Origin of the sequence: Citrobacter sp. 172116965 (assembly GCF_013458095.1) — a bacterium.
GTDB lineage: Bacteria > Pseudomonadota > Gammaproteobacteria > Enterobacterales > Enterobacteriaceae > Citrobacter > Citrobacter braakii.
Window position 1 is genome coordinate 4868463 of the sequence record NZ_CP046673.1, and the last position, 26652, is coordinate 4895114.

General features: G+C 52.6%; 18 protein-coding genes, 1 rRNA gene and 1 riboswitch. Of the genes, 7 read left to right on the plus strand and 12 right to left on the minus strand.

What is annotated here, in order from left to right; genetic code table 11:
* Positions 1 to 43: 43 nt before the first annotated feature.
* The 3 genes from GPJ68_RS23575 to btuB all read right to left on the minus strand — a co-directional run bounded on the left by GPJ68_RS23575 (position 44) and on the right by btuB (position 4596).
* A 16S ribosomal RNA gene (locus GPJ68_RS23575) occupies positions 44 to 1585 on the minus strand.
* Positions 1586 to 1961: 376 nt separating this feature from the next.
* A complete protein-coding gene (gene murI, locus GPJ68_RS23580; RefSeq protein WP_016157938.1) occupies positions 1962 to 2813 on the minus strand; it encodes a glutamate racemase in 852 nt (283 codons plus the stop codon).
* Complete coding sequence (gene btuB / locus GPJ68_RS23585) at positions 2758 to 4596, minus strand: TonB-dependent vitamin B12 receptor BtuB (RefSeq protein ID WP_180837024.1); 1839 nt, start codon at positions 4594 to 4596, stop codon at positions 2758 to 2760. The genes murI and btuB overlap by 56 nt, the downstream gene beginning before the upstream one ends.
* A gap of 64 nt (positions 4597 to 4660) precedes the next feature.
* Positions 4661 to 4848: riboswitch (cobalamin riboswitch) on the minus strand.
* 115 nt (positions 4849 to 4963) lie between these two features.
* Between btuB and trmA the strand changes: the two genes are divergently transcribed.
* The gene (gene trmA, locus GPJ68_RS23590) at positions 4964 to 6064 is read left to right on the plus strand and encodes a tRNA (uridine(54)-C5)-methyltransferase TrmA (RefSeq protein ID WP_180837026.1); all 1101 of its coding nucleotides are present in this window, start codon (positions 4964 to 4966) and stop codon (positions 6062 to 6064) included.
* Positions 6065 to 6109: 45 nt separating this feature from the next.
* Here the strand turns inward: trmA and GPJ68_RS23595 are convergent, their stop codons facing one another.
* Positions 6110 to 6469 (minus strand): YijD family membrane protein, encoded by a 360-nt coding sequence (locus tag GPJ68_RS23595; protein ID WP_016155292.1) that lies wholly within the window; start codon positions 6467 to 6469, stop codon positions 6110 to 6112.
* A gap of 15 nt (positions 6470 to 6484) precedes the next feature.
* The gene (fabR, locus tag GPJ68_RS23600) at positions 6485 to 7120 is read right to left on the minus strand and encodes an HTH-type transcriptional repressor FabR (RefSeq protein WP_003028862.1); all 636 of its coding nucleotides are present in this window, start codon (positions 7118 to 7120) and stop codon (positions 6485 to 6487) included.
* A 191-nt stretch (positions 7121 to 7311) separates the two neighbouring features.
* Between fabR and sthA the strand changes: the two genes are divergently transcribed.
* The gene (gene sthA / locus GPJ68_RS23605; protein WP_016155291.1) at positions 7312 to 8712 is read left to right on the plus strand and encodes a Si-specific NAD(P)(+) transhydrogenase; all 1401 of its coding nucleotides are present in this window, start codon (positions 7312 to 7314) and stop codon (positions 8710 to 8712) included.
* Here sthA and oxyR read toward each other — a convergent pair.
* Positions 8695 to 9612, minus strand: coding sequence for a DNA-binding transcriptional regulator OxyR (gene oxyR, locus GPJ68_RS23610; protein ID WP_003028858.1), 918 nt, complete (start codon positions 9610 to 9612; stop codon positions 8695 to 8697). The two genes, sthA and oxyR, sit on opposite strands and share 18 nt — an antisense overlap.
* A gap of 482 nt (positions 9613 to 10094) precedes the next feature.
* Here oxyR and GPJ68_RS23615 point away from each other — a divergent pair, with 482 nt between their 5' ends.
* Positions 10095 to 12539 carry a glycosyl hydrolase family 18 protein gene (locus GPJ68_RS23615; protein ID WP_180837028.1) on the plus strand — a complete coding sequence of 815 codons (2445 nt, stop codon included), beginning with the start codon at positions 10095 to 10097 and terminating at the stop codon, positions 12537 to 12539.
* A gap of 54 nt (positions 12540 to 12593) precedes the next feature.
* Here the strand turns inward: GPJ68_RS23615 and argH are convergent, their stop codons facing one another.
* The 3 genes from argH to argC form a co-directional block, all read right to left on the minus strand.
* Positions 12594 to 13967, minus strand: a complete 1374-nt coding sequence (argH, locus tag GPJ68_RS23620) for an argininosuccinate lyase (RefSeq protein WP_049040576.1) — start codon at positions 13965 to 13967, stop codon at positions 12594 to 12596.
* A 116-nt stretch (positions 13968 to 14083) separates the two neighbouring features.
* Positions 14084 to 14857, minus strand: coding sequence for an acetylglutamate kinase (argB, locus tag GPJ68_RS23625; RefSeq protein WP_047415553.1), 774 nt, complete (start codon positions 14855 to 14857; stop codon positions 14084 to 14086).
* Between the two features lie 10 nt (positions 14858 to 14867).
* On the minus strand, positions 14868 to 15872 hold the full coding sequence (gene argC, locus GPJ68_RS23630; protein ID WP_019077896.1) for an N-acetyl-gamma-glutamyl-phosphate reductase: 1005 nt from the start codon (positions 15870 to 15872) through the stop codon (positions 14868 to 14870).
* A gap of 155 nt (positions 15873 to 16027) precedes the next feature.
* Between argC and argE the strand changes: the two genes are divergently transcribed.
* The 4 genes from argE (at position 16028) to GPJ68_RS23650 (ending at position 23064) form a co-directional block, all read left to right on the plus strand.
* On the plus strand, positions 16028 to 17179 hold the full coding sequence (argE, locus tag GPJ68_RS23635) for an acetylornithine deacetylase (protein WP_016155286.1): 1152 nt from the start codon (positions 16028 to 16030) through the stop codon (positions 17177 to 17179).
* 343 nt (positions 17180 to 17522) lie between these two features.
* Entirely contained in the window at positions 17523 to 20174 is a 2652-nt protein-coding gene (gene ppc, locus GPJ68_RS23640) for a phosphoenolpyruvate carboxylase (RefSeq protein WP_101700762.1), read from the plus strand.
* 209 nt (positions 20175 to 20383) lie between these two features.
* Complete coding sequence (locus GPJ68_RS23645; protein ID WP_104651878.1) at positions 20384 to 22117, plus strand: phosphoethanolamine transferase CptA; 1734 nt, start codon at positions 20384 to 20386, stop codon at positions 22115 to 22117.
* 86 nt (positions 22118 to 22203) lie between these two features.
* Positions 22204 to 23064, plus strand: coding sequence for a helix-turn-helix transcriptional regulator (locus GPJ68_RS23650; protein ID WP_104651879.1), 861 nt, complete (start codon positions 22204 to 22206; stop codon positions 23062 to 23064).
* Here GPJ68_RS23650 and GPJ68_RS23655 read toward each other — a convergent pair.
* The 3 genes from GPJ68_RS23655 to GPJ68_RS23665 are packed head-to-tail and all read right to left on the minus strand — an operon-like array spanning position 23051 to position 26550.
* The gene (locus GPJ68_RS23655) at positions 23051 to 23407 is read right to left on the minus strand and encodes a PTS fructose-like transporter subunit IIB (RefSeq protein ID WP_104651880.1); all 357 of its coding nucleotides are present in this window, start codon (positions 23405 to 23407) and stop codon (positions 23051 to 23053) included. The genes GPJ68_RS23650 and GPJ68_RS23655 overlap by 14 nt on opposite strands.
* 1 nt (position 23408) lies before the next feature.
* Positions 23409 to 24287: a [formate-C-acetyltransferase]-activating enzyme gene (locus tag GPJ68_RS23660; protein WP_101700765.1), complete on the minus strand. Its 879-nt coding sequence runs from the start codon at positions 24285 to 24287 to the stop codon at positions 23409 to 23411.
* A complete protein-coding gene (locus GPJ68_RS23665) occupies positions 24253 to 26550 on the minus strand; it encodes a formate C-acetyltransferase (protein ID WP_075848797.1) in 2298 nt (765 codons plus the stop codon). The genes GPJ68_RS23660 and GPJ68_RS23665 overlap by 35 nt, the downstream gene beginning before the upstream one ends.
* Positions 26551 to 26652 lie beyond the last annotated feature (102 nt).

The window sequence follows — 26652 nt, forward strand, 5'->3', positions numbered from 1 at the left end:
TCAGACAATCTGTGTGAGCACTACAAAGAACGTTTCTTTAAGGTAAGGAGGTGATCCAACCGCAGGTTCCCCTACGGTTACCTTGTTACGACTTCACCCCAGTCATGAATCACAAAGTGGTAAGCGCCCTCCCGAAGGTTAAGCTACCTACTTCTTTTGCAACCCACTCCCATGGTGTGACGGGCGGTGTGTACAAGGCCCGGGAACGTATTCACCGTGGCATTCTGATCCACGATTACTAGCGATTCCGACTTCATGGAGTCGAGTTGCAGACTCCAATCCGGACTACGACATACTTTATGAGGTCCGCTTGCTCTCGCGAGGTCGCTTCTCTTTGTATATGCCATTGTAGCACGTGTGTAGCCCTACTCGTAAGGGCCATGATGACTTGACGTCATCCCCACCTTCCTCCAGTTTATCACTGGCAGTCTCCTTTGAGTTCCCGGCCGAACCGCTGGCAACAAAGGATAAGGGTTGCGCTCGTTGCGGGACTTAACCCAACATTTCACAACACGAGCTGACGACAGCCATGCAGCACCTGTCTCAGAGTTCCCGAAGGCACCAAAGCATCTCTGCTAAGTTCTCTGGATGTCAAGAGTAGGTAAGGTTCTTCGCGTTGCATCGAATTAAACCACATGCTCCACCGCTTGTGCGGGCCCCCGTCAATTCATTTGAGTTTTAACCTTGCGGCCGTACTCCCCAGGCGGTCGACTTAACGCGTTAGCTCCGGAAGCCACGCCTCAAGGGCACAACCTCCAAGTCGACATCGTTTACGGCGTGGACTACCAGGGTATCTAATCCTGTTTGCTCCCCACGCTTTCGCACCTGAGCGTCAGTCTTTGTCCAGGGGGCCGCCTTCGCCACCGGTATTCCTCCAGATCTCTACGCATTTCACCGCTACACCTGGAATTCTACCCCCCTCTACAAGACTCTAGCCTGCCAGTTTCGGATGCAGTTCCCAGGTTGAGCCCGGGGATTTCACATCCGACTTGACAGACCGCCTGCGTGCGCTTTACGCCCAGTAATTCCGATTAACGCTTGCACCCTCCGTATTACCGCGGCTGCTGGCACGGAGTTAGCCGGTGCTTCTTCTGCGAGTAACGTCAATTGCTGCGGTTATTAACCACAACACCTTCCTCCTCGCTGAAAGTACTTTACAACCCGAAGGCCTTCTTCATACACGCGGCATGGCTGCATCAGGCTTGCGCCCATTGTGCAATATTCCCCACTGCTGCCTCCCGTAGGAGTCTGGACCGTGTCTCAGTTCCAGTGTGGCTGGTCATCCTCTCAGACCAGCTAGGGATCGTCGCCTAGGTGAGCCGTTACCCCACCTACTAGCTAATCCCATCTGGGCACATCCGATGGCAAGAGGCCCGAAGGTCCCCCTCTTTGGTCTTGCGACGTTATGCGGTATTAGCTACCGTTTCCAGTAGTTATCCCCCTCCATCGGGCAGTTTCCCAGACATTACTCACCCGTCCGCCACTCGTCACCCAAGGAGCAAGCTCCTCTGTGCTACCGTTCGACTTGCATGTGTTAGGCCTGCCGCCAGCGTTCAATCTGAGCCATGATCAAACTCTTCAATTTAAGTTTGATGCTCGTGAATTAAACTTCGTAATGAATTACGTGTTCACTCAGAGACTTGGTATTCATTTTTCGTCTTGCGACGTTAAGAATCCGTATCTTCGAGTGCCCACACAGATTGTCTGATAAATTGTTAAAGAGCAGTTTGCGACGCGCTTTAGCGCTCTGTCGCGAGGTCCCGTATATTACGTTTTCCTCATTCAGAGTCAAGCATTTATTTTTGCTTTTCTCTGCGAGATTCTCAGTGGAACCCCGCTGACCCGGCGGTTTGTAATCCGTTGTTCCGTGTCAGTGGAGGCGCATTATAGGGAGTTATTTCAGGCTGACAAGGGGAAATTTAAAATAATCTTCCGAGTGCCTATTTTTCCACCAAAACAGCCTAAACAGCCAGTTTTTCGAGCGTCTTAAAGCCATAACGCTGCAGCACGGGCAATAATTGTTCGGCTTCTGCCGTCATTGCCATGCAGAATGCGACATTCTCATCAGTTGATTTCGCGTCTGGCGCTTCATGTTCTAATAACCAGGCCGTACGACGCGCAATCGCGGCACCAGAATCCACCAGCCGCGTCCCCTCGGGCAGGACCTGTAAAAGTTCTTCCCGTAATAGAGGGAAATGGGTGCATCCGAGCACCACCGTGTCAGGTGGTTCCGACATCCGCAGCCAAGGGCGCAGGACACGACGCAGTTCTTCCAGAGAAACGGTTTCACCGTGCAGCTTCGCTTCCGCCAGTTCCACCAGTTCAGCGGAACCCAGCATCGCTATCTGACATTCGTTAGCAAACCGTGCAATCAACTCATGGGTATATGAACGCTTCACCGTTGCACGCGTAGCCAGCAGTCCCACCACACCATTCGCCGTGAGTCGCGCCGCCGGTTTAATAGCAGGCACCACGCCCACAACCGGAAAGGCAAATTTCTCACGTAATGCAGGGAGCGATACCGTGCTTGCTGTATTACACGCGATGACCGCAAGAGAGAGGGGATAGCGCTGCTGGACCGCAGTCACAATCTCAACAACACGTTCGACGATAAACTCCTCGCTCTTCTCTCCATAAGGAAAGGCGACGTTGTCGAAAGCGTATATATAGTGGAGATCCGGCAAAAGACGCCGGATCTCGTCATAGACCGACAACCCACCGACGCCGGAATCAAACACCAGCACGGTGGGACGCGGATCAGAAAGTGTAGCTGCCAGACAAGGTGTATTCCCGTCCTGCAGTTGCGTAGCCATAAACTGTCTCGTAATCTTTATCGAACAGGTTGGCGATTTTACCACGAACTGTCAGCTGTGAGGTGATTGGATATGACACGCCAAGATCCCACAGGCTAACCCCACCCATTTTTACCGGCTGGTAGGTTACGTAGTCAGTGTCATAACGCGTTCCCAGGTAATGATACGTCAGGCCCCAGTCAAAATCATAAACCTGCCAGTCGAGCTGGTACTTCACCTGGTTTTTAGAACGCCGTGCGAGCGGCTTGTCCGTAATCGCATTGCGCGAATCGACATAATCGTAGCTCAGCGTATGTGCCAACGGCCCGGTATCAAAGTTTGCGGTCGCTTCCACACCTTTAATACGAACTTTACCTTCGTTAAAGTATTTCTCGGTATGCGGGTCGTAATCGATCATGTCGTCAATATCATTACGATATCCGGATACACGCCAGTTCACGCCCGCCGTTAAGCCTTCAAACGCCCCTTCCCATTGCTTACTTTCTTCAGGATCCAGGTTCGAATTGCCGTAATAACCATGCAACTGTCCGAGATTAGGCGCTTTGTAAGATGTACCGTAGGACGCAATAAAGCGATAGCCTTCAATAAACTCCCATCCGGCGCTGGTCTGCCATGTGCCATGACGGCCAAACTCGGAGTTATCATCACTGCGCGCCGCACCTTCAAAGGTAAAGTCGCCCAGTTGCTGCAACCCGGTCAGGTAGAGACCCGTATTACGCTGATCGTAACCGTCCGTGACATACCCGGTGCCAGGCGTCGTGGTTTGCTTTTGCCAGTCAACGCCTGCGCCTACGTTACCGTGACCAAGCACCATACTGTTGGACCACTGAACATTATATTGCTTCATATCATCCAGTGTGGCCGAGGAGTCATAGCGGCCATAATCCGGATCATAGTTGTAATCTTTACTATGGCTATAGCTGGAAACCAGTTGTGACTGGATAAGCTCGCCATTAAAGCGCAGCCCAGCATCCCAGCTTTGGCTATAGAGCTGACGGGTATCCACTAACGGCGTCCCAGGATAATAATACGCGTCATAATCTGTTCGGTTATCATAGCCGTAGCCGCGAACAAACCCGCTCCATGTATCGGAAAAGTTATGTTCCAGCGCGCCATACAGCGTCTTACTTAAGAAACCGTCTTTGTCGGGCTGAGCCTGAGAGCCAGTGCTACCGTATGCGACAACATCAAAACCTTTGGTATAGGCATAATCGCCCATTAATGTGACGCGCGTATTTTCGCCAAGCTGTTGTTGGGTTGAGACATCATAATTCTGATACCCATTGCTCCCCACACCGGCAGTGAGTTCCGTCCCCGGCTTTTCACGCGTGGTAATGATATTCACCACACCGCCAATCGCATCAGAACCATAAACCGCCGAACGCGGCCCACGAATGTATTCGATACGTTGCACTAACGAGACTGGGAACTGGCTAAGATCGGCTGCGCCGCTAACCCCTGCCAGGTTCAGACGCACGCCGTCAATCAACACCAGCACATGGCTGGCGTTGGTGCCGCGAATAGAAATAGACGAATTTTGTCCCATACCACCGTATTGGGCGATATCCACGCCCGGCAGGCGACGAAGCACATCATTGACGGAAGTGGATTGCCAGCGATCGATATCCTGACGTGTAACAACGGTGATAGGGGCAAGTACAGCGCTACGAGGCTGCTGAAAACGGTTGGCAGTGACGACGAGAGTATCTGGGCTAGTGTCCTGCGCCCAACCCGAAAATGCTGTGACGGACAGCGCCGTGCACAGCAACGATTTTTTAATCATTGTAAAGCATCCACAATATAAGAAGGATGCCGCAGGTCCCACCGATAGTACGCGATGATGAAAGCCAGATGCGACGTTAGCCGGCAGGTCTTCGGGCTTGGAGGCAACTTAAAGAGATGATGACTTCCCACGGCAAGCCGCAGTGTCTGCACCAGGTGCGCTCATCTCCTACCTTCCTTACCGCTGCGCGTCAGCTCCAGATTCACACTGGATTCCCTTTTAACTCACAGGACCGGAAAACGGATGCTACAGTTTGTTACAACCTGGTGTCCAGACCGCGCATCACAATATCGGAAATCATCAATGACTGGACATCTGTTGAGCAATCCCTACAATCCCCGCGTACTTTTATTTTTCAGGACGCATCATGCCCCCCGAACACCTTCCGACAGAACAGTACGACGCCCAGTTAGCTGAAAAAGTAGTGCGTCTGCAGAGCTTAATGACGCCATTTTATGCACAGGCTCCGGAAGTGTTTCGCTCGCCGGTCAGCCACTACCGTATGCGCGCGGAATTTCGTCTGTGGCATGACGGGGATGATCTGTACCACATCATGTTCGACAGCCAGACCAAAAGCCGAATCCGCGTCGACAGTTTCCCGGCGGCCAGCGAGCTTATCAACACGCTGATGACGGCAATGATCGACGGCGTTCGCAACAACCACGTCCTGCGCCACAAACTGTTCCAGATTGATTACCTCACTACCCTGAGCGATCAGGCGGTGGTATCGATGCTGTACCATAAAAAGCTGGATGATGAATGGCGTCAGGAAGCTGAAGCGCTGCGGGATGCGTTACGGGCGCAAAACCTGAACGTGCATCTGATTGGCCGGGCAACCAAAACCAAAATCGAGCTGGACCAGGATTACATTGACGAACGCTTGCCGGTTGCGGGTAAAGAGATTATCTACCGCCAGGTTGAGAACAGCTTCACCCAGCCGAATGCCGCCATGAATATTCAGATGCTGGAATGGGCGATTGATGTCACCAGGGGATCAAAAGGCGACCTGCTTGAGCTGTACTGCGGCAATGGCAATTTCTCGTTAGCCCTCGCACAAAACTTCAACCGCGTGCTGGCCACTGAAATCGCTAAACCGTCCGTGGCTGCTGCGCAATACAACATTGCGGCTAACCATATTGATAACGTACAAATTATCCGCATGGCGGCCGAAGAGTTTACTCAGGCGATGAACGGGGTTCGTGAGTTCAACCGTTTGCAGGGAATCGATCTGAAGAGTTACCAGTGTGAAACCATTTTCGTTGACCCACCGCGCAGCGGTCTGGACAGCGAAACAGAGAAAATGGTGCAGGCGTACCCGCGAATTCTGTACATCTCCTGTAACCCGGAGACATTGTGTAAGAACCTGGAAACGTTAAGCCAGACGCACAATGTTTCACGCCTGGCTCTGTTCGATCAGTTCCCGTATACGCACCATATGGAGTGCGGAGTATTACTGACCGCCAAGTAAATGATGTCCTGGCCGGGGGCGCTTCGCTTGCCCGGCCTACAAATATTACTCCACGATTTCCTGTCTACGGTTCCGCACTTTAAAGCCGATCCAGAACACCAGAATCACTGACAGAACCGCCGGGAAGAAGTTAGAGCCAATATCCGGATATTCAGCGCGTACCACAGTGCTGTACAACAGAACGCCGAGAATAAAACAGGCGGCGGCCAGGCCCGGTAATCCCACAGGCATGGTGCGGTTTTGATAGCGTTGATGCAGACAATAAACCGTCAGCACCAGCGAAATAATTGGGAATACTGAGAATGGCACAATGGAGCTAAACAGCGCCGCAAATGTGCCATTGATCGATAAGCCAGCAACCAGCGCCAGCAGCAGCGTACCTTTATCTTGACCTGACTGTTTCATTGCTCGTCCTTCTCGTTACTCGGAGTGATGCGTCATCTTCTCTTGTTCACGGCGGTACCAATAAAATGCGCCCTTCGCGATCATGCGCAGTTGCAATACCAGCCGTTCTTCCAGTTGTCGACGCTGCTCGGCGCCAACATCCAGTGCTTCTGCCCCGGCGCTGAACACAATGGTGACCATGGCTTCGGCCTGCGCTTCAGTAAACGCACGAGGCATATGGTTTTCGAGTTCGAGATAGTCCGCAAGTTCCGCAATGAAGTGCTGAATTTCACGAGCGACCGCTGCGCGAAACGCTGCGGAGGTTCCCGAACGCTCGCGCAATAATAAACGGAAGGCGTTGGGATTGTTGCCGATGAACTCCATAAATGTTGAGACCGAGGTGCGGATCACACTCCCGCCCTTCGCGATACGCTGACGCGCCTGACGCATCAACTGACGCAGCATCAAACCACTCTCATCCACCATCGTCAGGCCGAGTTCATCCACATCGCGGAAATGGCGATAAAACGAGGTTGGCGCAATGCCCGCTTCACGAGCGACTTCGCGTAAACTGAGGCTGGCAAAACTACGCTCAGCGCTGAGTTGACTAAATGCGGCTTCTACCAGCGAACGCCGGGTTTTTTCTTTTTGTTGCGCTCTAACGCCCATCACGATGTCTGAATCCTTCCACATACCTTGCTGGCACTATACCAGAGATTAGGCGGTTGGCATGGCTTTGTGAATGATTGTTTACGCGCAGTTTGTGCTTCGAGTTCGCAAAAAAGCACAACGATAATTGGGTTATCCCGACAACGATGTTACTATTCTGTTGCTTTTATGTATAAGAACAGGTAAGCCTGACCATGTCACATTCCTACGATTACGATGCAATAGTAATAGGTTCCGGTCCCGGCGGCGAAGGCGCTGCAATGGGTCTGGTTAAGCAAGGAGCGCGCGTCGCGGTGATTGAGCGCTATCATAACGTCGGCGGAGGCTGTACCCACTGGGGGACCATCCCGTCGAAAGCCCTCCGCCACGCCGTCAGCCGTATTATTGAATTCAATCAGAACCCACTTTACAGCGACCACTCCCGACTCCTTCGTTCTTCTTTCGCCGATATTCTCAACCACGCTGATAACGTTATTAATCAGCAAACGCGTATGCGGCAAGGATTTTACGAGCGCAACCACTGTGAAATTTTGCAGGGAAATGCCCGTTTTGTTGATGAACACACACTCGCCCTTGAATGCCACGACGGCACGGTGGAAACGCTGACCGCGGATAAGTTCATCATCGCCTGTGGTTCACGCCCCTATCATCCGGTGGATGTCGACTTTTCCCATCCCCGGGTTTATGACAGCGACTCTATCCTGAGCCTGCACCATGAACCCCGCCATGTTTTGATTTATGGTGCGGGAGTAATTGGCTGCGAATATGCGTCGATCTTCCGTGGAATGGACGTCAAAGTCGATTTAATCAACACCCGCGATCGTCTGCTTGCGTTCCTCGATCAAGAGATGTCCGACTCGCTCTCTTACCACTTCTGGAACAGCGGAGTGGTCATTCGCCACAACGAAGAGTACGAGAAGATTGAAGGTTGCGATGACGGCGTCATCATGCATCTGAAATCCGGTAAGAAACTGAAAGCCGACTGCCTGTTGTACGCCAATGGCCGTACCGGTAATACCGATTCGCTGGCGCTGGAAAATATTGGGCTAAAAACCGACAGCCGCGGACAGTTGAAGGTCAACAGCATGTACCAGACGGCGCTGCCGCACGTGTATGCCGTAGGAGATGTGATCGGCTATCCGAGTCTGGCATCGGCGGCCTACGATCAGGGACGCATTGCCGCCCAGGCATTGGTAAAAGGCGAAGCTACCGCGCATCTGATCGAAGATATCCCGACCGGGATTTATACCATTCCGGAAATCAGCTCCGTCGGTAAAACCGAGCAGCAGCTCACGGCCATGAAAGTTCCATACGAGGTTGGCCGCGCCCAGTTTAAACATCTGGCACGTGCGCAAATCGTGGGTATGAGTGTCGGAACGCTGAAGATCCTGTTCCATCGCGAAACAAAAGAGATTCTGGGGATCCACTGCTTTGGGGAACGCGCGGCCGAAATTATTCACATCGGTCAGGCGATAATGGAGCAAAAAGGTGGTGGTAACACCATCGAATACTTCGTTAACACCACCTTTAACTACCCAACCATGGCGGAAGCCTATCGGGTAGCAGCGCTAAATGGCTTAAACCGCCTGTTTTAACGCACTGTCGAAATGGCCATCCATTGACCCACGGATGGCCTCTGCCAGCTGTTCATAACGGCTGCGCAGCGGCGAACCTGGACGATACACCAGGCCAATCGTACGGCGCGGTTCTGGCTTGATGCAGGGCAAATAGACAACGCCATCACGCTTACGCTCCGGCGGCACGGCCAGCGCGGGCAGTAAGGTAATACCGCTACCTGCCGCCACCATGTTACGCAGCGTTTCCAGACTGGTCGCCCGGAAATGGGTATCCTCATCAGCACCCGCTTCAAAGCAGAAGCCCATCGCCTGATCGCGCAGGCAGTGGCCATCCTCTAGCATCAGCAGTTTCTCACCCGCCAGATCGGACATCGGCACACAGTCGCGGTTTGCCCATGGGTGATCTTCATAGATCGCCAGCAGCATAGGCTCATCAAATAACGGTACTTCGATGAACGCCTCACTCTCTTTCACCAGCGCCAGAATGACGCAGTCGAGCTTACCGCTATCCAGTTGCGCCAACAGCTGATGCGTCTGCGCCTCATGGAGATACATTTCCAGTTTTGGGAAGGTCTGGTGCAACATAGGAATAATATGCGGCAGCAGGTATGGCCCCACCGTTGGGATCAAACCAATATGCAGCGGTCCAGACATTGTCTCGCCTTGTTGGCTTGCCATCTCCTTGAGCACTTTGACCTCGCGCAGCACGGTGCGCGCCTGATCCACCAGCAGTAAACCTGCCTGAGTGAACAGTACTTTGCGACTCGTACGCTCCAGCAGCATGACGCCAAGCTCATCTTCCAGCTTGCGGATCTGCCCGCTCAGCGTTGGCTGACTAACGTGACAGGAGTCTGCCGCTCGTCGGAAGTGACGATGTTCGGCTAGCGCCACCAGGTATTCAAGATCACGAATATTCATTATTCATCCTCCATCGCCACGATAGTTCGTAGCGATAGGTAGAATAGCAACGAACGATTATCCCTATCAAGCTTTCTGTTTAATAATGCACCACAGAAACGGAACGGTACCCCTTTAACCCTTGAAGCTACTGTCCGTTTTGAGAGTTTCTCTCATACTCGAAATAACTAAAGCCAACGTGAACTTTTGCGGACCTTGAGTCCGCATTTTTTTTGCGCCCGGCGCGAATACATTCAAAAAAATATATACAAAATATAAATTACATATTCTCATCCGATTATTTAAATTAAAACCATATTAAATTAAAATAATCAAAAACATTTTGTATCATTTATATATTTGACGCCCTGTCAGGTTCATAAATAATAACCGCGCGATATTCAATATATGGCAAATCGCAAGAACACTCGTTTCTTCGCCACTCTAATTATTTAGAGTACATTCACCCATATTTTTCTAATATTTATCGAATGGAATCTTTTATGAAACTCAATACTATTTCGCGATATTTTCTCGCGGCAGGCCTGATGTCGTGCGCCGCAAACGCATTCGCTCTGGAAGCCTGGAGCGGTCAGGCAGGTGGAAACACCATTGAAGTTATTTTTGACAGTAAAGTTTATAGTAACCGCTGGTATGTAAATGCCGATAATTGCCCACAGGGCGCGTCAGCTGAAAACTGGGATAATCCGTGGAGTTATGTGCGCGATGCCACAAAAGCGGAAATCGATCAATATGGCAACCCAACCACTTGTGAATCCGGGAGCGCCACGCCTGTTGCCCACGACGCATTCAGCGCCGAAAAAGATTATGCCAAAGATGATATTGTCGCTTATCAGGATGTGACATATGAAGCGTCCAGGCCCATTCCGGCTTATTCCTTCACCCCAGGTGCCGACAATCCGTGGAAACTCTATACGCCAGTACCCGACTGGCGTTCCAGCCAGGTTTACAACAAAGGGGACGAGGTCAAAGTTGACGGCCAGTCTTATGAAGCACTGTACTATACCGTTGGCGAAAACCCTTCTATTGCAGGTAACCAGAACCCGACCGGCACCAATGGCCGTCCGTGGAAACCGTTAGGCCCAACGGTCGAATTCACCCAGGAACAATTTAAGAATGCCCCACAGATCAATTCCATTGCGTTTTACGAACCCGGCAAACTGGCGGTGTACAAAGGAACGCCTTATGTCGCCCAGACGAAAGTCAAAGGCGTTATGCCGTATGATAAAAACCCATGGGCAATTTATACCAACTGGACTGACACCAAAGAGCGCGTAGGGACGCCGAAGAATCCGTGGCCTGCCCACGTTTATGCACCATACGTCGACTTTAGCCTGAACAGCATTCCGGATCTGGCGAAACTGGCGAAAGAGCAAAACATTACCCACTTCACCATGGCGTTTGTCGTCGCGAAAAGTGGCGAGCAGTGCATCCCAACCTGGGGTACGGCCTATAATCTGCAGGATTACTCACAGTACAGCAAAATAAAAGCGCTGCGTGAAGCCGGTGGCGATGTGATGGTTTCCATTGGCGGTGCAAATAACTCCCCGCTGGCGGCTGCCTGTAAGAATGTGAAAGATCTGCAAAAACTCTACTACGACATTGTTGATAACCTGAACCTGAACGTGCTGGATTTTGACATCGAAGGCACATGGGTGGCCGATCAGGATTCCATCGATCGCCGCAACCAGGCAGTAAAAGAGGTTCAGGCTCAGTGGAAAGAGGAAGGTCGCAAAGTCGGTATCTGGTACACCCTGCCGATTCTGCCGACCGGTCTGACGGCTGAAGGTCTGTATGTGCTGGAAAATGCGCGCCATGTCGGCGTTGAGCTGGCTGGTATTAACGTAATGACCATGGACTACGGTAATGCCGTCTGCCAGTCAGACGGTACCGAAGGGCAGAACATCCACGGTAAATGCGCCACGTCCGCCATCGACAACATGTTCACCCAGTTGAAGAAAATCTGGCCAGAGAAATCTGACAAAGAGATCAACGCCATGATGGGCACCACCCCGATGATCGGTTACAACGATGTACAGGGCGAAGTGTTCTATCTGTCCGATGCGAAACTGGTGATGGACGACGCGAAAAAACGCAACCTCGGCATGATTGGCGCGTGGTCGATGACGCGCGATCAGCCGGGCGTGGCGAAGCAGGTCAGCCCGGAGCACAGCGGCATGACCGCACAGCAGGCACCGATGTACGCATACAGCCAGGTATTTGCGCCGTTTACGCATGACAATTCCGCAGATGAAGCGTCTACCGATCTTGCCGGTGATGTGAAAGCGGTTTATATCGATGTTTTTGATGGTCAGCAGCGCATCAATGTAAATTTCGATACCAGCAAGCTGAGCGGCAGTAACAGTTACTCGGTAGATGTGGATGGTAAATATGCCTTCTCTACCTCCGGCAACAGTGTCTACTACAGCTACCGTTCTAACTACGGTACGCAAAGCACGGTACGGACCGGTGGCATGTCCTACATGTTAGCGCCAGGAAAAGTGATCACCGTTAAACGTACCAATCCGAATCCTGAAATCCTGGCACAGCTCACTGTGACGAGGGATATGCAGGAAGGTAACAATCCGGTCAAGGATGCCGGTGAAGTGAAATCGTTGACGGTTAAAAAAATCAACGGCGTACCGAATGTGATTGTTGATTTTGACGCCAAAGCGCTGGGCTGGAAAGCAGCGAACGGTTCTGCGTGGGTCGTGAAAGTGATGGGTGACGCGAAAAACGGTAACTACATCTTCAGTTGTGACAACGGTAACTGCTATTACAGCTCTGTCAAAACAGCGGGAGATATCACCACGGTAACGTCTGGTGAAAGAGACATCTCCGAAGGTGAAACCATTGTCGTTGAACGTGTTACACCGAATCCGGCAACCGTCGCCAAACTGGTTGTTACGAAAGATATGCTGAAATAATCCTTTTCGCATAAAGTCAGAACCCCGTCTGCTCACAGCGACGGGGTTCTTTTTTTACACCAGCCGCGCCTTCGCGTAGTCGATCGCCTGCGCCACCTGCTGTGGCGACACGCCGCCTTTCGCCGCACGTTTATCCAGGCACGATTGCAACGAGAGGATCGGATAAACGTCATCGCCAATCACCTGACTGAACTTTTGTAAGTCGGCAAGCGACAGCGCTTCCAGCGGTTTGCCCTGACGAATCGCCTCGACCACCGTCTCACCCACAATATGGTGTGCTTCGCGGAACGGGACGCCTTTTGCTACCAGATAATCCGCCAACTCGGTGGCGTTAGCATAACCCTGCTGCGCCGCTTCCTGACAACGCGGACGTTTCACCTGAATGCCATCCAGTACCAGCGCAGCCATATGCAGACAGTCCAGCCAGGTGTCGAGCGCATCGAACAGCCCTTCTTTGTCTTCCTGCATATCTTTGTTGTACGCCAACGGGAGACCTTTTAAGGTCATCATCATGCCGGTCAGCGCACCCTGCACGCGACCGCATTTGCCACGGATCAGCTCCAGCGCATCCGGGTTTTTCTTCTGCGGCATCAGAGATGAACCCGAAGTTACACGATCGGACAGCTCGACAAAGCCCGCTTCGCCGGTATTAAAGAAAATCAGGTCTTCAGCAAAACGCGACAGGTGCACCATGCCGATAGAAGCGTTGGAGAGTAACTCCAACACGTGGTCACGGTCAGAAACACTGTCCAGACTGTTACGCGTCGCCGAGGCAAAGCCCAGCCAACCGGCCAACTGCTCGCGATCGATTTCATACGCCGTACCCGCCAGCGCGCCGCAGCCCAGTGGACTGACGTCCAGGCGCTTGAGCGAATCCTGCAGACGGCTCTCGTCACGCGCCAACATTTCGACATAGGCCAGACACCAATGAGCAAACGTCACCGGCTGCGCACGTTGCAGGTGGGTGTAACCCGGCATAACGGCGTCTTGGTTATTCTCTGCCGTCACCACCAGCGCACTTTGCAGCTGACGGTTGGCCGACAGTAATTCAATAACCGTGTCTTTACACCACAGTTTAAGATCGGTCGCGACCTGGTCATTACGGCTACGTCCGGTATGCAGTTTTTTACCAAGCTGGCCGACTTTATCAATCAGCTTACCTTCCACCCAGCTATGAATATCTTCGGCATCGCTTTGCAGGATCTGCTGCGGATTAACGCGAACCTCTTCCAACAGAGTGTTCAGCGCCTCTTCCAATTGCAGCTGTTCATCGGCGGTCAGTACGCCGACCGTTACCAGCGCTTTAGACCAGGCCACAGAGCCGACAATATCCTGTTCTGCCAGGCGGTAGTCAAAACGCAACGAGTCGTTGAACTGTTTGAACCGCTGATCTGCTGCCTGTGTAAAACGCCCACCCCAAAGTGCCATAACTTGCTTCCTTAATATCTTGAATTTCAACGCCGGATGGCGCTTAGCTTATCCGGCGTACAGGTTCGGTTCACGTAGGCCCGATAAGGCGTAACCGCCATCGGGTACAAAATAGTTTACGCTAAAATCCGCGTGCCAATTGGCATGCCGTTAAACAGCGCCGGAAGTTGCTCGGCATGACGCCAGGAGGCAATATCCACAGGGCGACCCAGCGTGCGCGCGGCATCCAGCGCCGCATTGACCTTCACGATCATGCCGTCAGTAATAATACCTTGTTCAATCAGTTGTTCCGCTTTCGCGGCGGTCATTTCGGCAATACGCTGGCCTTTACCATCCAGAATACCGCTTACGTCAGAGAGCAGGATCAGATCCGCACCCAGCGTTGCCGCCAGCGCCGTTGCCGCCTGATCGGCATTAACGTTCATCAGCAGTCCGTCTTCAGTAACGCCAATGGAGCTAACTACCGGCAGAAAACCGCCTTCCAGCAGTGTGTTAATCAGCTTAGGCGAACCCGGCTGCGCCAGTCCAACATGACCCAGCGCTTTATCGAGCGGCGTCACTTTTACGCTATCGCCATCACCAAGATACAGACCCACGGATGCGATGTGGTGCTTTTTCGCCCAGGACAGTAAGGTTTTATTCGCTGTTCCCGCCAGGGCACCGGTAATAATGTCAATTTGATCGGCTGGCGTGACGCGCAGACCATTTTTCTTTTTCACCGGCAGGTTCAGCTGCTTCATCAGATCGTCAACCACGCAGCCGCCACCGTGCACAATGACCAGCGGTCGCTGGTGCGACTCACGATAATTCACCAGTGCGGTAAACAGACGCTCCAACGCCTCTTCGCTATCCAGTAAAACGCCGCCCAGCTTGATAATTAATGGATTCATCGTTGCACCCTTAAATAAGAGACTGCGTTTCAGCAAAGCCAAAACGAATATTTGCGCACTGCATCGCCTGTGCCGCCGCGCCTTTCAATAAGTTGTCTTCAGTTGCCACCACGATCAGGTGCTCACCCTGTACGGCAAACCCGATATCACAGAACGGTAAGCCAACCACGTTCTTCAGCGCCGGAACGCCTTTGTCATACAGACGCACCAGTGGCTTATCGCCATACGCCTGTTGCAACGTTTGAGCCACTTGCGCATGGGTTACGCCCGCTTGCAAACGGCAGGTGATGGTTTCCAGAATTCCGCGCGGGAAGTTGCCCAGATGCGGGGTGAAGATCACCTCCGCACCAAGGTGAGTAGCGATTTCCGGCTGATGGCGATGGGTAAACACGCCATACGGCTGCAGGCTCACCTCACAAAAGCTGTTGGAAATAGACGCCTTACGTCCCGCGCCGCTCACGCCGCTGGTGGCGTTAATTACCGGCCACTGGCTGAGATCCAGCAGCCCGGCATCAATCAGTGGTTTCAGCGACAGCTGCGCCGCCGTCGGGTAGCAACCCGGCACGGCAATCAGATTCGCGTCTTTCAGTTGGTCTGCGCTCCACTCCGCCAGTCCATAAACCGCCTGCTCCAGCAGGTCGGGATGCTGATGGGTAAAGCCGTAATATTTTTCATAGAACGCGCCGTCGTTTACGCGAAACGCGCCCGAGAGGTCAAACACCACGCATCCGGCCTGCAAAAACTGCGGAGCCAGGTCATGGCTCACCTCATGCGCCGTTGCGAGGAACACAACGTCCACCCCTGCGCTAAACTCGCTGATATCTGACATTGGCTGTAACGGTAAATCGACAATGCCTTTCAACTGCGGATGCAAATCGGAGATTAATTTTCCTGCATCATTGCTTTGCGCTGAGACGGTCAAAGCGGTTATGGTCATATCAGGATGGCGATTTACATAGGTCACAAGCTCTGCGCCGGCATAGCCACTGGCGCCCACAATCAGCGTATTCAACATCGGGGCTGCTCACCTTCTTAGATTCTGTTGCCAGATATAAGCCTTTATCACCTCACCTTACACTTGGTGGGTTTTATTACGCTCAACGTTAATGTATTTTTATTCACAAATACTGCATGAATATTGATACTATCATGACCCGAGGTGTGTCAACAATGAAAAACAATTTACCGCCATTTATCGAGATATACCGCGCTCTGATTGCCATGCCGTCGATTAGCGCCACCGAAGAAGCGCTCGACCAAAGTAATGCAGGTTTAATCACTCTGCTGGCGGGCTGGTTCAAAGATTTAGGCTTCAATGTGGAGGTCCAGCCGGTTCCCGACACGCGCAATAAATTCAATATGCTGGCAAGCATTGGACAGGGAGCCGGTGGTTTGTTGTTGGCGGGCCATACCGATACCGTCCCCTTTGACGACGGACGCTGGACGCGCGATCCGTTCACCCTGACCGAGCATGACAATAAGCTCTACGGTTTGGGTACGGCAGATATGAAAGGCTTCTTCGCCTTTATCCTCGACGCGCTGCGTGACGTCGACGTCACTCAACTGAAAAAGCCCCTGTACATTCTGGCCACTGCCGATGAAGAGACCAGCATGGCGGGAGCGCGTTATTTCTCTGAAACCACCGCTTTACGCCCGGACTGCGCGATCATTGGCGAACCCACTTCTTTGCAACCTGTCCGTGCGCACAAAGGTCATATCTCTAATGCGATTCGCATTTTGGGACAATCGGGTCACTCGAGCGATCCGGCTCGTGGCGTGAATGCCATTGAATTGATGCATGATGCCATCGGCCATATCATGAATCTGCGCGATGATCTGAAAGAGCGCTATCACCATGATGCTTTTACCGTCCCGTATCCGACGTTAAATTTGGGTCACATCCACGGCGGCGACGCTGCTAACCGAATCTGCGCCTGCTGCGAGCTGCATATGGATATTCGCCCACTGCCCGGCATGACGCTTAACGATCTCAATGGCTTACTTAACGACGCGCTGGCCCCGGTCAGCGAGCGCTGGCCGGGTCGCCTGACGGTGTCGGAGCTGCACCCGCCAATTCCAGGCTATGAGTGCCCACCGGATCATCAACTGGTACAAGTGGTTGAGAAACTGCTGGGCGCACAGACTGAGGTGGTGAACTACTGCACCGAAGCGCCGTTTATCCAGACGCTTTGCCCGACGCTGGTGTTGGGGCCTGGCTCCATTAATCAGGCGCATCAGCCGGATGAGTATCTGGAAACTCGTTTTATTAAGCCAACCCGCGAATTGATCACCCAGGTTGTGCATCATTTCTGCTGGCATTAACCGCTTATCGCCTCGCTAACCCTTTAGTGGTAAGCGAGGTAATTTATTAACATTTCCATAAGCAAAGCTTATTTGATTCGATGTGAATTAAATAACGTAAATTCCCGTCATTTTTTCGTTTGCTGAACCGATTTCGCAGCAATTGACGTCACGACTTTTACGTGGCTTTATAAAAGACGGCTAACAAACAAAGTCCGAGAGATTTCGTGTCACAGCAAGGCGGCAAGCGAGCTCATACCAGGAGCTTACATAAGTAAGTGACCGGGTGGGCAAGCGCAGCCAACGCCGATGTCGCGCGAAAGATACAGGACGCATAAATTAAAGATGGGGTGTCTGGGTTAATATGAACGAACAATATTCCGCGTTGCGTAGTAATGTCAGTATGCTCGGCAAAGTGCTGGGGGAGACCATCAAGGATGCGCTGGGAGAGAACATTCTTGACCGCGTAGAAACAATCCGTAAGTTGTCCAAATCATCCCGCGCCGGCAATGAAGTCAATCGCCAGGAGCTGCTCACTACGCTGCAAAACCTGTCTAACGACGAGCTGCTGCCGGTTGCCCGCGCGTTTAGCCAGTTTCTGAACCTGGCCAACACCGCCGAGCAGTACCACAGCATTTCGCCAAAAGGCGAAGCAGCCAGCAACCCGGAAGTGATTGCTCGCACTCTGCGTAAACTGAAAGAGCAGCCCAACCTCGATGAAGCCACCATCAAAAAAGCCGTCGAATCTCTCTCCCTGGAGCTGGTTCTCACCGCCCACCCGACCGAGATCACCCGCCGTACGCTGATCCATAAAATGGGTGAAGTGAACGCCTGTCTCAAGCAACTTGATAACAAAGACCTCGTCGATTACGAGCGCCATCAGCTGATGCGCCGTCTGCGCCAGTTGATTGCCCAGTCCTGGCATACGGATGAAATCCGCAAGCTGCGCCCAAGCCCGGTTGATGAAGCCAAATGGGGCTTCGCGGTGGTTGAAAATAGCCTGTGGGAAGGCGTACCAAATTATCTGCGCGAGCTGAACGAACAACTGGAAGAGCATCTGGGCTATAAGCTGCCCGTTGATTTTGTCCCGGTTCGCTTTACCTCCTGGATGGGCGGCGACCGCGATGGCAACCCGAACGTAACGGCGGATATCACCCGTCACGTGCTGCTACTCAGCCGCTGGAAAGCGACCGATCTGTTCCTGAAAGACATTCAGTTTCTGATTTCTGAGCTGTCGATGGTGGATGCCACACCGGAACTGTTGGCGCTGGTGGGCGAAGAAGGCGCAGCAGAACCTTACCGTTATCTGATGAAAACCCTGCGTTCACGTCTGATGGCAACCCAGGCCTGGCTGGAAGCCCGTCTGAAAGGCGAGAAATTGCCGAAACCTGCGGGACTTCTCACCCAAAATGAACAGCTCTGGGACCCGCTATATGCGTGCTATCAGTCTCTGCAGGCCTGTGGCATGGGCATTATCGCCAATGGCGAATTGCTCGACACCCTACGCCGCGTGAAATGTTTCGGCGTACCGCTGGTACGTATTGATATTCGTCAGGAAAGCACCCGTCACACTGAAGCCCTTGGCGAACTGACCCGTTATCTGGGCATTGGCGACTACGAAAACTGGTCGGAAGCGGATAAACAGGCTTTCCTGATCCGCGAGCTGAACTCCAAGCGTCCGCTGCTCCCACGTAACTGGGAGCCGAGCAACGACACCCGCGAAGTGCTCGACACCTGCCGGGTCATTGCCGAAGCCCCGTATGGCTCCATTGCCGCCTATGTTATCTCAATGGCGAAAACGCCATCGGATGTACTGGCCGTACATCTGCTACTGAAAGAAGCCGGTATCGGTTTTGCTATGCCGGTTGCCCCGCTGTTTGAAACGCTGGACGACCTCAACAACGCCGATGACGTCATGTCCCAACTCCTGAACATTGACTGGTACCGTGGCTTTATTCAGGGCAAACAGATGGTCATGATTGGCTACTCTGACTCCGCAAAAGATGCAGGCGTGATGGCGGCCTCCTGGGCGCAATATCAGGCGCAGGACGCGTTGATCAAAACCTGCGAAAAAGCCGGTATCGAACTGACGCTGTTCCACGGTCGCGGTGGCTCCATTGGTCGCGGTGGCGCGCCTGCGCATGCGGCGCTGCTTTCTCAACCACCAGGCAGCCTGAAAGGCGGTCTGCGCGTGACAGAACAAGGGGAGATGATCCGCTTTAAGTACGGCCTGCCGGAAGTGACCATCAGCAGCCTGTCGCTGTATACCGCAGCAATTCTGGAGGCCAACCTGTTACCGCCGCCAGAGCCGGAAGATAACTGGCGTCACATTATGGATGAGCTTTCCGATATTTCCTGTGAGCTCTATCGTGGATATGTACGTGAAAACAAAGACTTCGTCCCCTACTTCCGCTCCGCAACGCCAGAGCAGGAACTGGGTAAATTACCGCTCGGCTCACGTCCGGCAAAACGTCGCCCAACCGGCGGGGTAGAGTCTCTGCGCGCCATTCCGTGGATTTTTGCCTGGACGCAGAACCGCCTGATGCTCCCGGCATGGCTGGGTGCAGGCACCGCACTGCAAAAAGTGGTTGAAGACGGTAAGCAAAGCGAACTCGAAGCAATGTGCCGCGACTGGCCATTCTTCTCCACACGTCTTGGCATGTTGGAAATGGTTTTCGCCAAAGCAGACCTGTGGCTGGCAGAATACTACGATCAGCGCCTGGTCAAAAAAGAACTGTGGCCGCTGGGTGAAGAGCTGCGTCAGCGCCTGGAAGCCGATATCGATGTCGTGCTGGCGATTGCCAACGACTCACATTTGATGGCCGACCTGCCGTGGATTGCCGAGTCCATTCAGTTAAGAAATATTTATACTGACCCGCTGAATGTCTTACAGGCTGAGCTGTTACACCGCTCACGCCTGGCGGAAGAGCAAGGCAATGCACCGGATCCGCGCGTTGAACAAGCGCTGATGGTGACAATCGCTGGTGTCGCAGCCGGCATGCGTAATACAGGCTAACGTCCCCCCTCGTCGCCTTCGTGCTATTGTACGAAGGCGACAACAAAAACTGCTGTCATAACCGCTTCTTTTTCAATATATTCCCGCCTGAATATATTCACGCTGTGAATATATCAACAGCAAAACACGATCCTAAGATCGTGATGCTTAAGTTCCTCTTAATATTAAGTCGCTACTCTTGGCGCTACGATTAAAGACAGGCTCACATTATGCAATCCTTACAACTCCAGTCTAAACCTAAATTTAGCTGGAAAGCCCTGGGTTGGGCGCTCCTCTATTTTTGGTTTTTTTCCACTTTACTCCAGGTCGTTATTTGTTTAACCGGATATAGCGGAACTAATGGATTACGCGACTCCTTGCTATTCAGTTCGCTGTGGTTAATCCCGGTATTTTTATTTCCAAACCGTATCCGTATTATTGCTGCCGTCATTGGCATGGTGCTATGGGCGGCCTCGCTGGCTGCTCTGAGCTATTACGTCATCTACGGACAAGAGTTCTCGCAAAGCGTTCTGTACGTGATGTTTGAAACCAATGCGAACGAAGCCAGCGAATATCTCAGCCAGTATTTCAGCCTAAAAATTGTTCTTATCGCCCTGGCCTATACGGCTATCGCTATTCTGCTGTGGACGCGTCTGCGCCCTGTTCATATTCCATCGCCCTGGCGCTATCTGGTGTCGTTTGCGTTGTTATACGGTTTGATTCTGCATCCGATAGCCGTTAACACTTTCATCAAACACAAGCCGTTTGAAAAAACGGTAAATGGTCTCGCCTCACGTATGGAGCCCGCCGCACCGTGGCAATTCATCTCCGGGTATTATCAGTACCGTCAGCAGTTGACCTCACTCAATAGCCTGCTGAATGAGAACAATGCCCTGCCGCCACTGGCTAACTTCAAAGATAACTCCGGCGATGCTCCACGTACGCTGGTGCTGGTCATTGGCGAGTCAACGCAGCGTGGTCGCATGAGCCTGTATGGTTACCCGCGCGAAACGACGCCAGAACTGGATGCCTTGCATAAATCCGATCCTAACTTCACCGTATTCAATAATGTCGTGACCTCACGTCCGTACACCATTGAAATCCTGCAGCAGGCGCTGACCTTCGCCAACGAGAAGAATCCGGACCTGTACCTGACTCAACCGTCTCTGATGAATATGATGAAACAGGCAGGTTATAAAACCTTCTGGATCACCAATCAGCAGACGATGACGGCTCGCAACACCATGCTGACCGTGTTCTCTAAGCAGACGGATAAGCAGTTCTATATGAATCAGCAGCGTACGCAAAGTGCGCGCGAATATGACAGCAATGTGCTGGCGCCATTTAAAGAAGTACTGGCCGACCCGGCACCGAAAAAGTTCATCATCGTGCACCTGCTGGGTACGCATATTAAGTACAAATTCCGCTATCCGGATGGTCAGGGTAAATTCGATAACAATGTCGACAACGTTCCCCCCGGCCTGGATGATGATGAGCTGGAAGCATACAACGATTACGACAGCGCGAATGTCTACAATGACCATATCATTGCCACTCTGATCAAAGACTATAAAGCGACAGATCCGAACGGTTTCCTGCTCTACTTCTCCGATCACGGGGAGGAGGTATACGATACGCCACCGCATAAAACGCAGGGTCGTAATGAAGACAACCCGACGCGCCATATGTATACGGTACCGTTCCTGCTGTGGACCTCTGAAAAATGGCAGGCTGCACACCCGCGTGACTTCTCACAGGATGTGAATCGTAAATACAGCAGCTCAGAGCTTATCCACACCTGGTCTGATTTAGCGGGATTCACCTACGACGGTTTCGATCCGACCCGATCCATTACCAGCCCGCAGTTCAAAGAGACGACCCGCTGGATTGGCAATCCGTACAAAAAGAATGCCCTGATTGATTACGATAGCCTGCCGTACGGCGATCAAATCGGTAATCAGTAATACTCGTATCGGCCACTCTTAAAGAGTGGCCTTTTTTTATGATGGCGGTTACTGTTTCCCCTGTCTGCTGCCTGCAAGGGATTAACATGTATCACGACGTCAGCCATCTTCTCTCCCGCCTGATTAACGGCCCCACGCCGCTGCGCCAGGTTTATTTTGCCAGCGCCAGTAGCTCAACGCCGGAGCTGGCGTATCAGGTCGATTTTCCCCGGCTGGAAATTGTGCTGGAAGGTGAGTTCACCGATAACGGAGTTACTGGCGCATCCGCGACGTTACTGCCTTGCGATGTGCTATTCGTTCCGGCTGGCAGCTGGAACTTTCCGCAGTGGCTCACACCGGTCACCACGCTCAGCATTCTGTTCGGCAAACAGCAACTGGGGTTCAGCATCGTCCAGTGGGACGGCAAGCAATATCAAAATCTTACCCGCCAGCACGTCGCGCGGCGTGGGCCACGAATTGGCTCTTTCTTGCTGCAAACGCTCAATGAAATGCAGATGCAACCGCAGGAGCAACAAACCGCCAGGCTAATCGTTGCGAGCTTACTGAGCCACTGCCGCGATCTGCTGGGCAGCCAGATCCAGACCGCATCACGCAGTCAGGCGCTTTTCGAAGCCATTCGCGACTATATTGATGAACGCTACGCTTCGCCGCTCACCCGAGAATCCGTCGCGCAAGCGTTTTACATCTCACCCAATTACCTCTCCCACCTGTTTCAAAAAACGGGCGCTATCGGGTTTAACGAATACCTGAATCACACGCGACTGGAACACGCGAAAACGCTGCTGAAGGGTTATGAGCTGAAGATCAAAGAAGTGGCGCACACCTGTGGGTTTGTTGACAGCAACTATTTCTGCCGCCTGTTTCGCAAAAATACCGAACGTTCGCCGTCAGAATATCGTCGGCAATACCACAGCCAGCTGACGGAGATAAAAGCTAATCCAAAGTAAGATGTGTGTGCTGTGGTGCAGAAAGCAGCTTTCGCACGGCGCTCATCACCCGCTGCGGCTCACGCAGAAATGCGCTAATGCCCGACTGGACGTATCGGCTCTGCGTAAATCGCTCTGCTCCTGCCAGTTCAATATCGGTAATGAGCAACACCGCATCAGCGCGGTTAATATCCTCTTCCGTCAGGCGATTTTCGGTACCCAACGCGCCCTGAGTTTCAATCTTGATGCTCCATTTCTCCTTCTGGCAGAGTTTCTCCAGTCGTTCAGCGGCCATATAAGTATGGGCCACGCCGCTTACGCACGCGGTGACAGCAACCAGATATCGTACAGGTGCGATGGCCATACTATCCTCCTACTGTTACCTGAAATCCGGCGCATTCAGCCATCTTACGTATAAAACCTATCTCTTGCGCCGACGGGACGGGCACTTCTTTCATCGACCAGGGTAATCCGAGCAGGTTGTATTTCGGTTCGCCATATTGATGAAACGGTAGCAGGTGTACCTGCTTTATGCCTAATGATGACAACAGCGTCAACGCCTGCTGCGTGTTCTCTACATTCATCGTAAAGCCCGGAATCAGCGGCAGGCGAGGAATGACATTAACCCCTTCAGCGACCATTAGTCGTAAATTCGCCAGCACGCGCGGCAGGTTCATATTAATGGTCTCACGCGCCAAATGGACATCCATAATTTTGAGGTCAAACAGCACCTCATCGCACTCTCTTGCCAGCGATAACAAACGACTGGCTGGCGCATCGCCAGCCGTTTCAATCGCACAGCGAACATCCCAGCGCCGCAGACGTTGCAGGAATCGTACGGCAAAGGGCGCTTGCATCAGCACTTCACCACCGGAAAGCGTCACCCCCCCGCCAGAGGTGCGAAAGAAAATATCATCTTTCATCACTTCACGTTCCAGCTCGTCCAGCGAGATATCACGACCGATACGTTCAAACGCCCCGGAGGGACACTCATCAGCATCACGTAGACAGGGTGTACAGTGCAGGCATTTACTCTCCCGCCGTACTGTTTCAATACGTGGGGAGAGAGATTCAGGGTTGGCGCACCACGGGCAGGTATGCGGACAACCTTTAAAAAAGACTACCGTACGAATACCCCGTCCATCATTCAGTGAGTAACGCTGAATATTAAATATACGCGCGACGTCCTCGCCACGTGGGTCAATAACCTCACAGCTGATGCGCGGTGCGGCGAATGATGTCATCCTGGATCTCCTTCGACAGCTCGACAAAGAAGGCGCTGTAACCCGCCACGCGCACCACCAGCCCGGCGAAATCTTGTGGGCGCTGCTGCGCTTCTCGCAATGTGTCGGCATTCACCACGTTAAACTGGATGTGCTGGAGCTTGAGCTGGGTAAATGCCCGCAGAAAATCCGCCAGCTTGCGTAAACCAGCCTCACCTTCCAGTGTGGCTGGCGTAAACTTCACGTTCAGCAAAGTCCCATTGGAAAGCAATGTGTTATCCAGCTTGCTGACCGATTTCAATACCGCCGTCGGCCCTTGCATATCCTGCCCCAGCATCGGCGACAGCCCCCCGTCCGCCAACTGTTCCCCGGCGAAGCGACCATCCGGTGTCGCTCCAACGACCGAACCCAGCGGCACGTGCGCAGAGACAGTATATGAACCCGGCGTAAATTGCCCGCCGCGTGGATTCTGGTATTTCTCTACCTCTTTGCAGTAATGACGCAGCAGTTCGGCGCTGATGTTATCTACATCATCAATATCGTTGCCGTATTTTTCGAAGCGGTTAATCAGCCTGGCGCGAATTTTCTCGCCTTCCGGGGTAGCAAAGTTGTCTTTTAGCACCGACAAAAGTTCGTCAAAAGTTAAGCGCTGTTGTTCAAATACCAGTCCATTGAGCGCATGCAGCGAATCGCTCAGGTTCGCAATGCCGATTCCCTGTACGCCTGAGAAGTTATAACGCGCGCCGCCGTCGGTAATATCACACCCTTTATCCAGGCAATCGCTAATAAACGAGGAGAGCAGCGGCACCGGCGCCCAGTCGCGATGACCGATATCGCAGATATTACTGCCTTCGACCATCAACGTAATGTAGTGGCTGATTTTGGCACGAATATGCTTCAACAGGTCTTCGTACGTCAGCGCGCGATTGCCTTCGTTCTCATGCAGGCAGATTTCCATTACTTTCAGCAGATTAAACATGGCGATGTCGTGCAAACCGTATGTTCTGCCAGGAATAGACAGCTCGACACAGCCGACTACCGCGTAATCTCGCGCATCTTCCAGCGAGACGCCACGGTTAAGAAATGCGGGCACCACCACTTCATCATTAAAGATTTGCGGGATGCCGGTCCCGAGGCGAATTGTCTGTGCCGTTTTCATCAGGAACGGCGTATCGATCAACGCGTTCGTGCGCACACCGAGATTTGGTTGCGGCAGTTGTACGCTCTGATAAGCATCAAGGCAGAGAAACGACAGTACGTTTACCGCACTACGACCATTCTCCGTTAATCCCCCAAGCAGTGCGGTGTAACCCGTTGGGAAGCCAGCGAAATAGCGCGCGCTGCTGGTGGATCGCAGCAGTACAATGTCATTGCATTTCACCCATAGCGATTCGAGTATTTCTTTTAAGAATGCAGGATCTTCCCCCTGCGTCAGCGAGGTCTGATAAAACGGCAGCATATACTGGTCGAAGCGTCCGAGTGAGAGCGAACTGGCGTTGGACTCATATTGCAAAATAATGTTCATGTACCAGAACAGCTGACATGCTTGCCAGAAGGTTTGTGGCTTATGCTGGGCGTTATGCCGGGAGTTTTCCGCAATCGTCAGCAATTCCTGACGTCGCTGCGCATCCGGGCAGTTTTCCGCCATTTGTTCTGCCAGCAGGGCGTAACGCAGAATGTGGCTTTGCGAAGCCTCAAGCAGCAGCAGCGCAGCCTGATAAAAGTGGTTATCCGGCTGCTGCAGACAATGCGCCCGCATCTGCGCTACCAGTTCGCCAAGCCCGAGATTCAACAGGCGTGGATAATCAATAATGATATGCCCCTGACCTTTATCCGTCTGGTTAACGCTAAAAATCTGCGTACGGACAGCGGCTTTTACCTCATCGGTCATCTGACCGTTGATGAAATCTTTCATCGACCGCTTTTCCCAGTACGGATACAGCACATCGCGATAGAGATGTTTATCCTCTTCGCTGATGTCAAAACGGTCCTGCGGACGGGTTGGAAACTGCTCCAGCTCGTTGAGCAGCCAGTAAGGATCCATTTCCGGTGACATTATGCCCGCCCGCGGTTTAACGGTACGGTTCCCGGCTATCAGTTCCTCATCACGAATCGATATTTCAACGTGCTCAAGAATATATGCGGTGGCTTTCGCCCGCCGCAGAATAACCGGCTCTCCCTCCGTCTGCTGGTGGCTGGCGGTATATAGCAGCGCACGCTCAAGCGAAATTTCGCGGTTATTCTGAAACAGAGCGTTTTTTAAACGTTGGATACGGTTAGTCATGAGGAACTCCTGTAGAAAAACTGATGCCAGATGGCGCTGTGGTTATCTGGCCTACGTATCAGTAGGCCGGATAAGTCGCCCCCCCCTCCGGCAAACAAACCG

Coding starts and splice junctions, on each gene's coding strand:
- ppc (WP_101700762.1), top strand. CDS start 17,523: ATGAACGAACAATATTCCGCGTTGCGTAGTAATGTCAGTATGCTCGGC.
- GPJ68_RS23650 (WP_104651879.1), top strand. CDS start 22,204: ATGTATCACGACGTCAGCCATCTTCTCTCCCGCCTGATTAACGGCCCC.
- argE (WP_016155286.1), top strand. CDS start 16,028: ATGAAAAACAATTTACCGCCATTTATCGAGATATACCGCGCTCTGATT.
- murI (WP_016157938.1), bottom strand. CDS start 2,813: ATGGCTACGCAACTGCAGGACGGGAATACACCTTGTCTGGCAGCTACA.
- btuB (WP_180837024.1), bottom strand. CDS start 4,596: ATGATTAAAAAATCGTTGCTGTGCACGGCGCTGTCCGTCACAGCATTT.
- GPJ68_RS23645 (WP_104651878.1), top strand. CDS start 20,384: ATGCAATCCTTACAACTCCAGTCTAAACCTAAATTTAGCTGGAAAGCC.
- oxyR (WP_003028858.1), bottom strand. CDS start 9,612: ATGAATATTCGTGATCTTGAATACCTGGTGGCGCTAGCCGAACATCGT.
- argC (WP_019077896.1), bottom strand. CDS start 15,872: ATGTTGAATACGCTGATTGTGGGCGCCAGTGGCTATGCCGGCGCAGAG.
- sthA (WP_016155291.1), top strand. CDS start 7,312: ATGTCACATTCCTACGATTACGATGCAATAGTAATAGGTTCCGGTCCC.
- GPJ68_RS23655 (WP_104651880.1), bottom strand. CDS start 23,407: ATGGCCATCGCACCTGTACGATATCTGGTTGCTGTCACCGCGTGCGTA.
- GPJ68_RS23665 (WP_075848797.1), bottom strand. CDS start 26,550: ATGACTAACCGTATCCAACGTTTAAAAAACGCTCTGTTTCAGAATAAC.
- GPJ68_RS23615 (WP_180837028.1), top strand. CDS start 10,095: ATGAAACTCAATACTATTTCGCGATATTTTCTCGCGGCAGGCCTGATG.
- argB (WP_047415553.1), bottom strand. CDS start 14,857: ATGAATCCATTAATTATCAAGCTGGGCGGCGTTTTACTGGATAGCGAA.
- trmA (WP_180837026.1), top strand. CDS start 4,964: ATGCCCCCCGAACACCTTCCGACAGAACAGTACGACGCCCAGTTAGCT.
- GPJ68_RS23660 (WP_101700765.1), bottom strand. CDS start 24,287: ATGACATCATTCGCCGCACCGCGCATCAGCTGTGAGGTTATTGACCCA.
- GPJ68_RS23595 (WP_016155292.1), bottom strand. CDS start 6,469: ATGAAACAGTCAGGTCAAGATAAAGGTACGCTGCTGCTGGCGCTGGTT.
- argH (WP_049040576.1), bottom strand. CDS start 13,967: ATGGCACTTTGGGGTGGGCGTTTTACACAGGCAGCAGATCAGCGGTTC.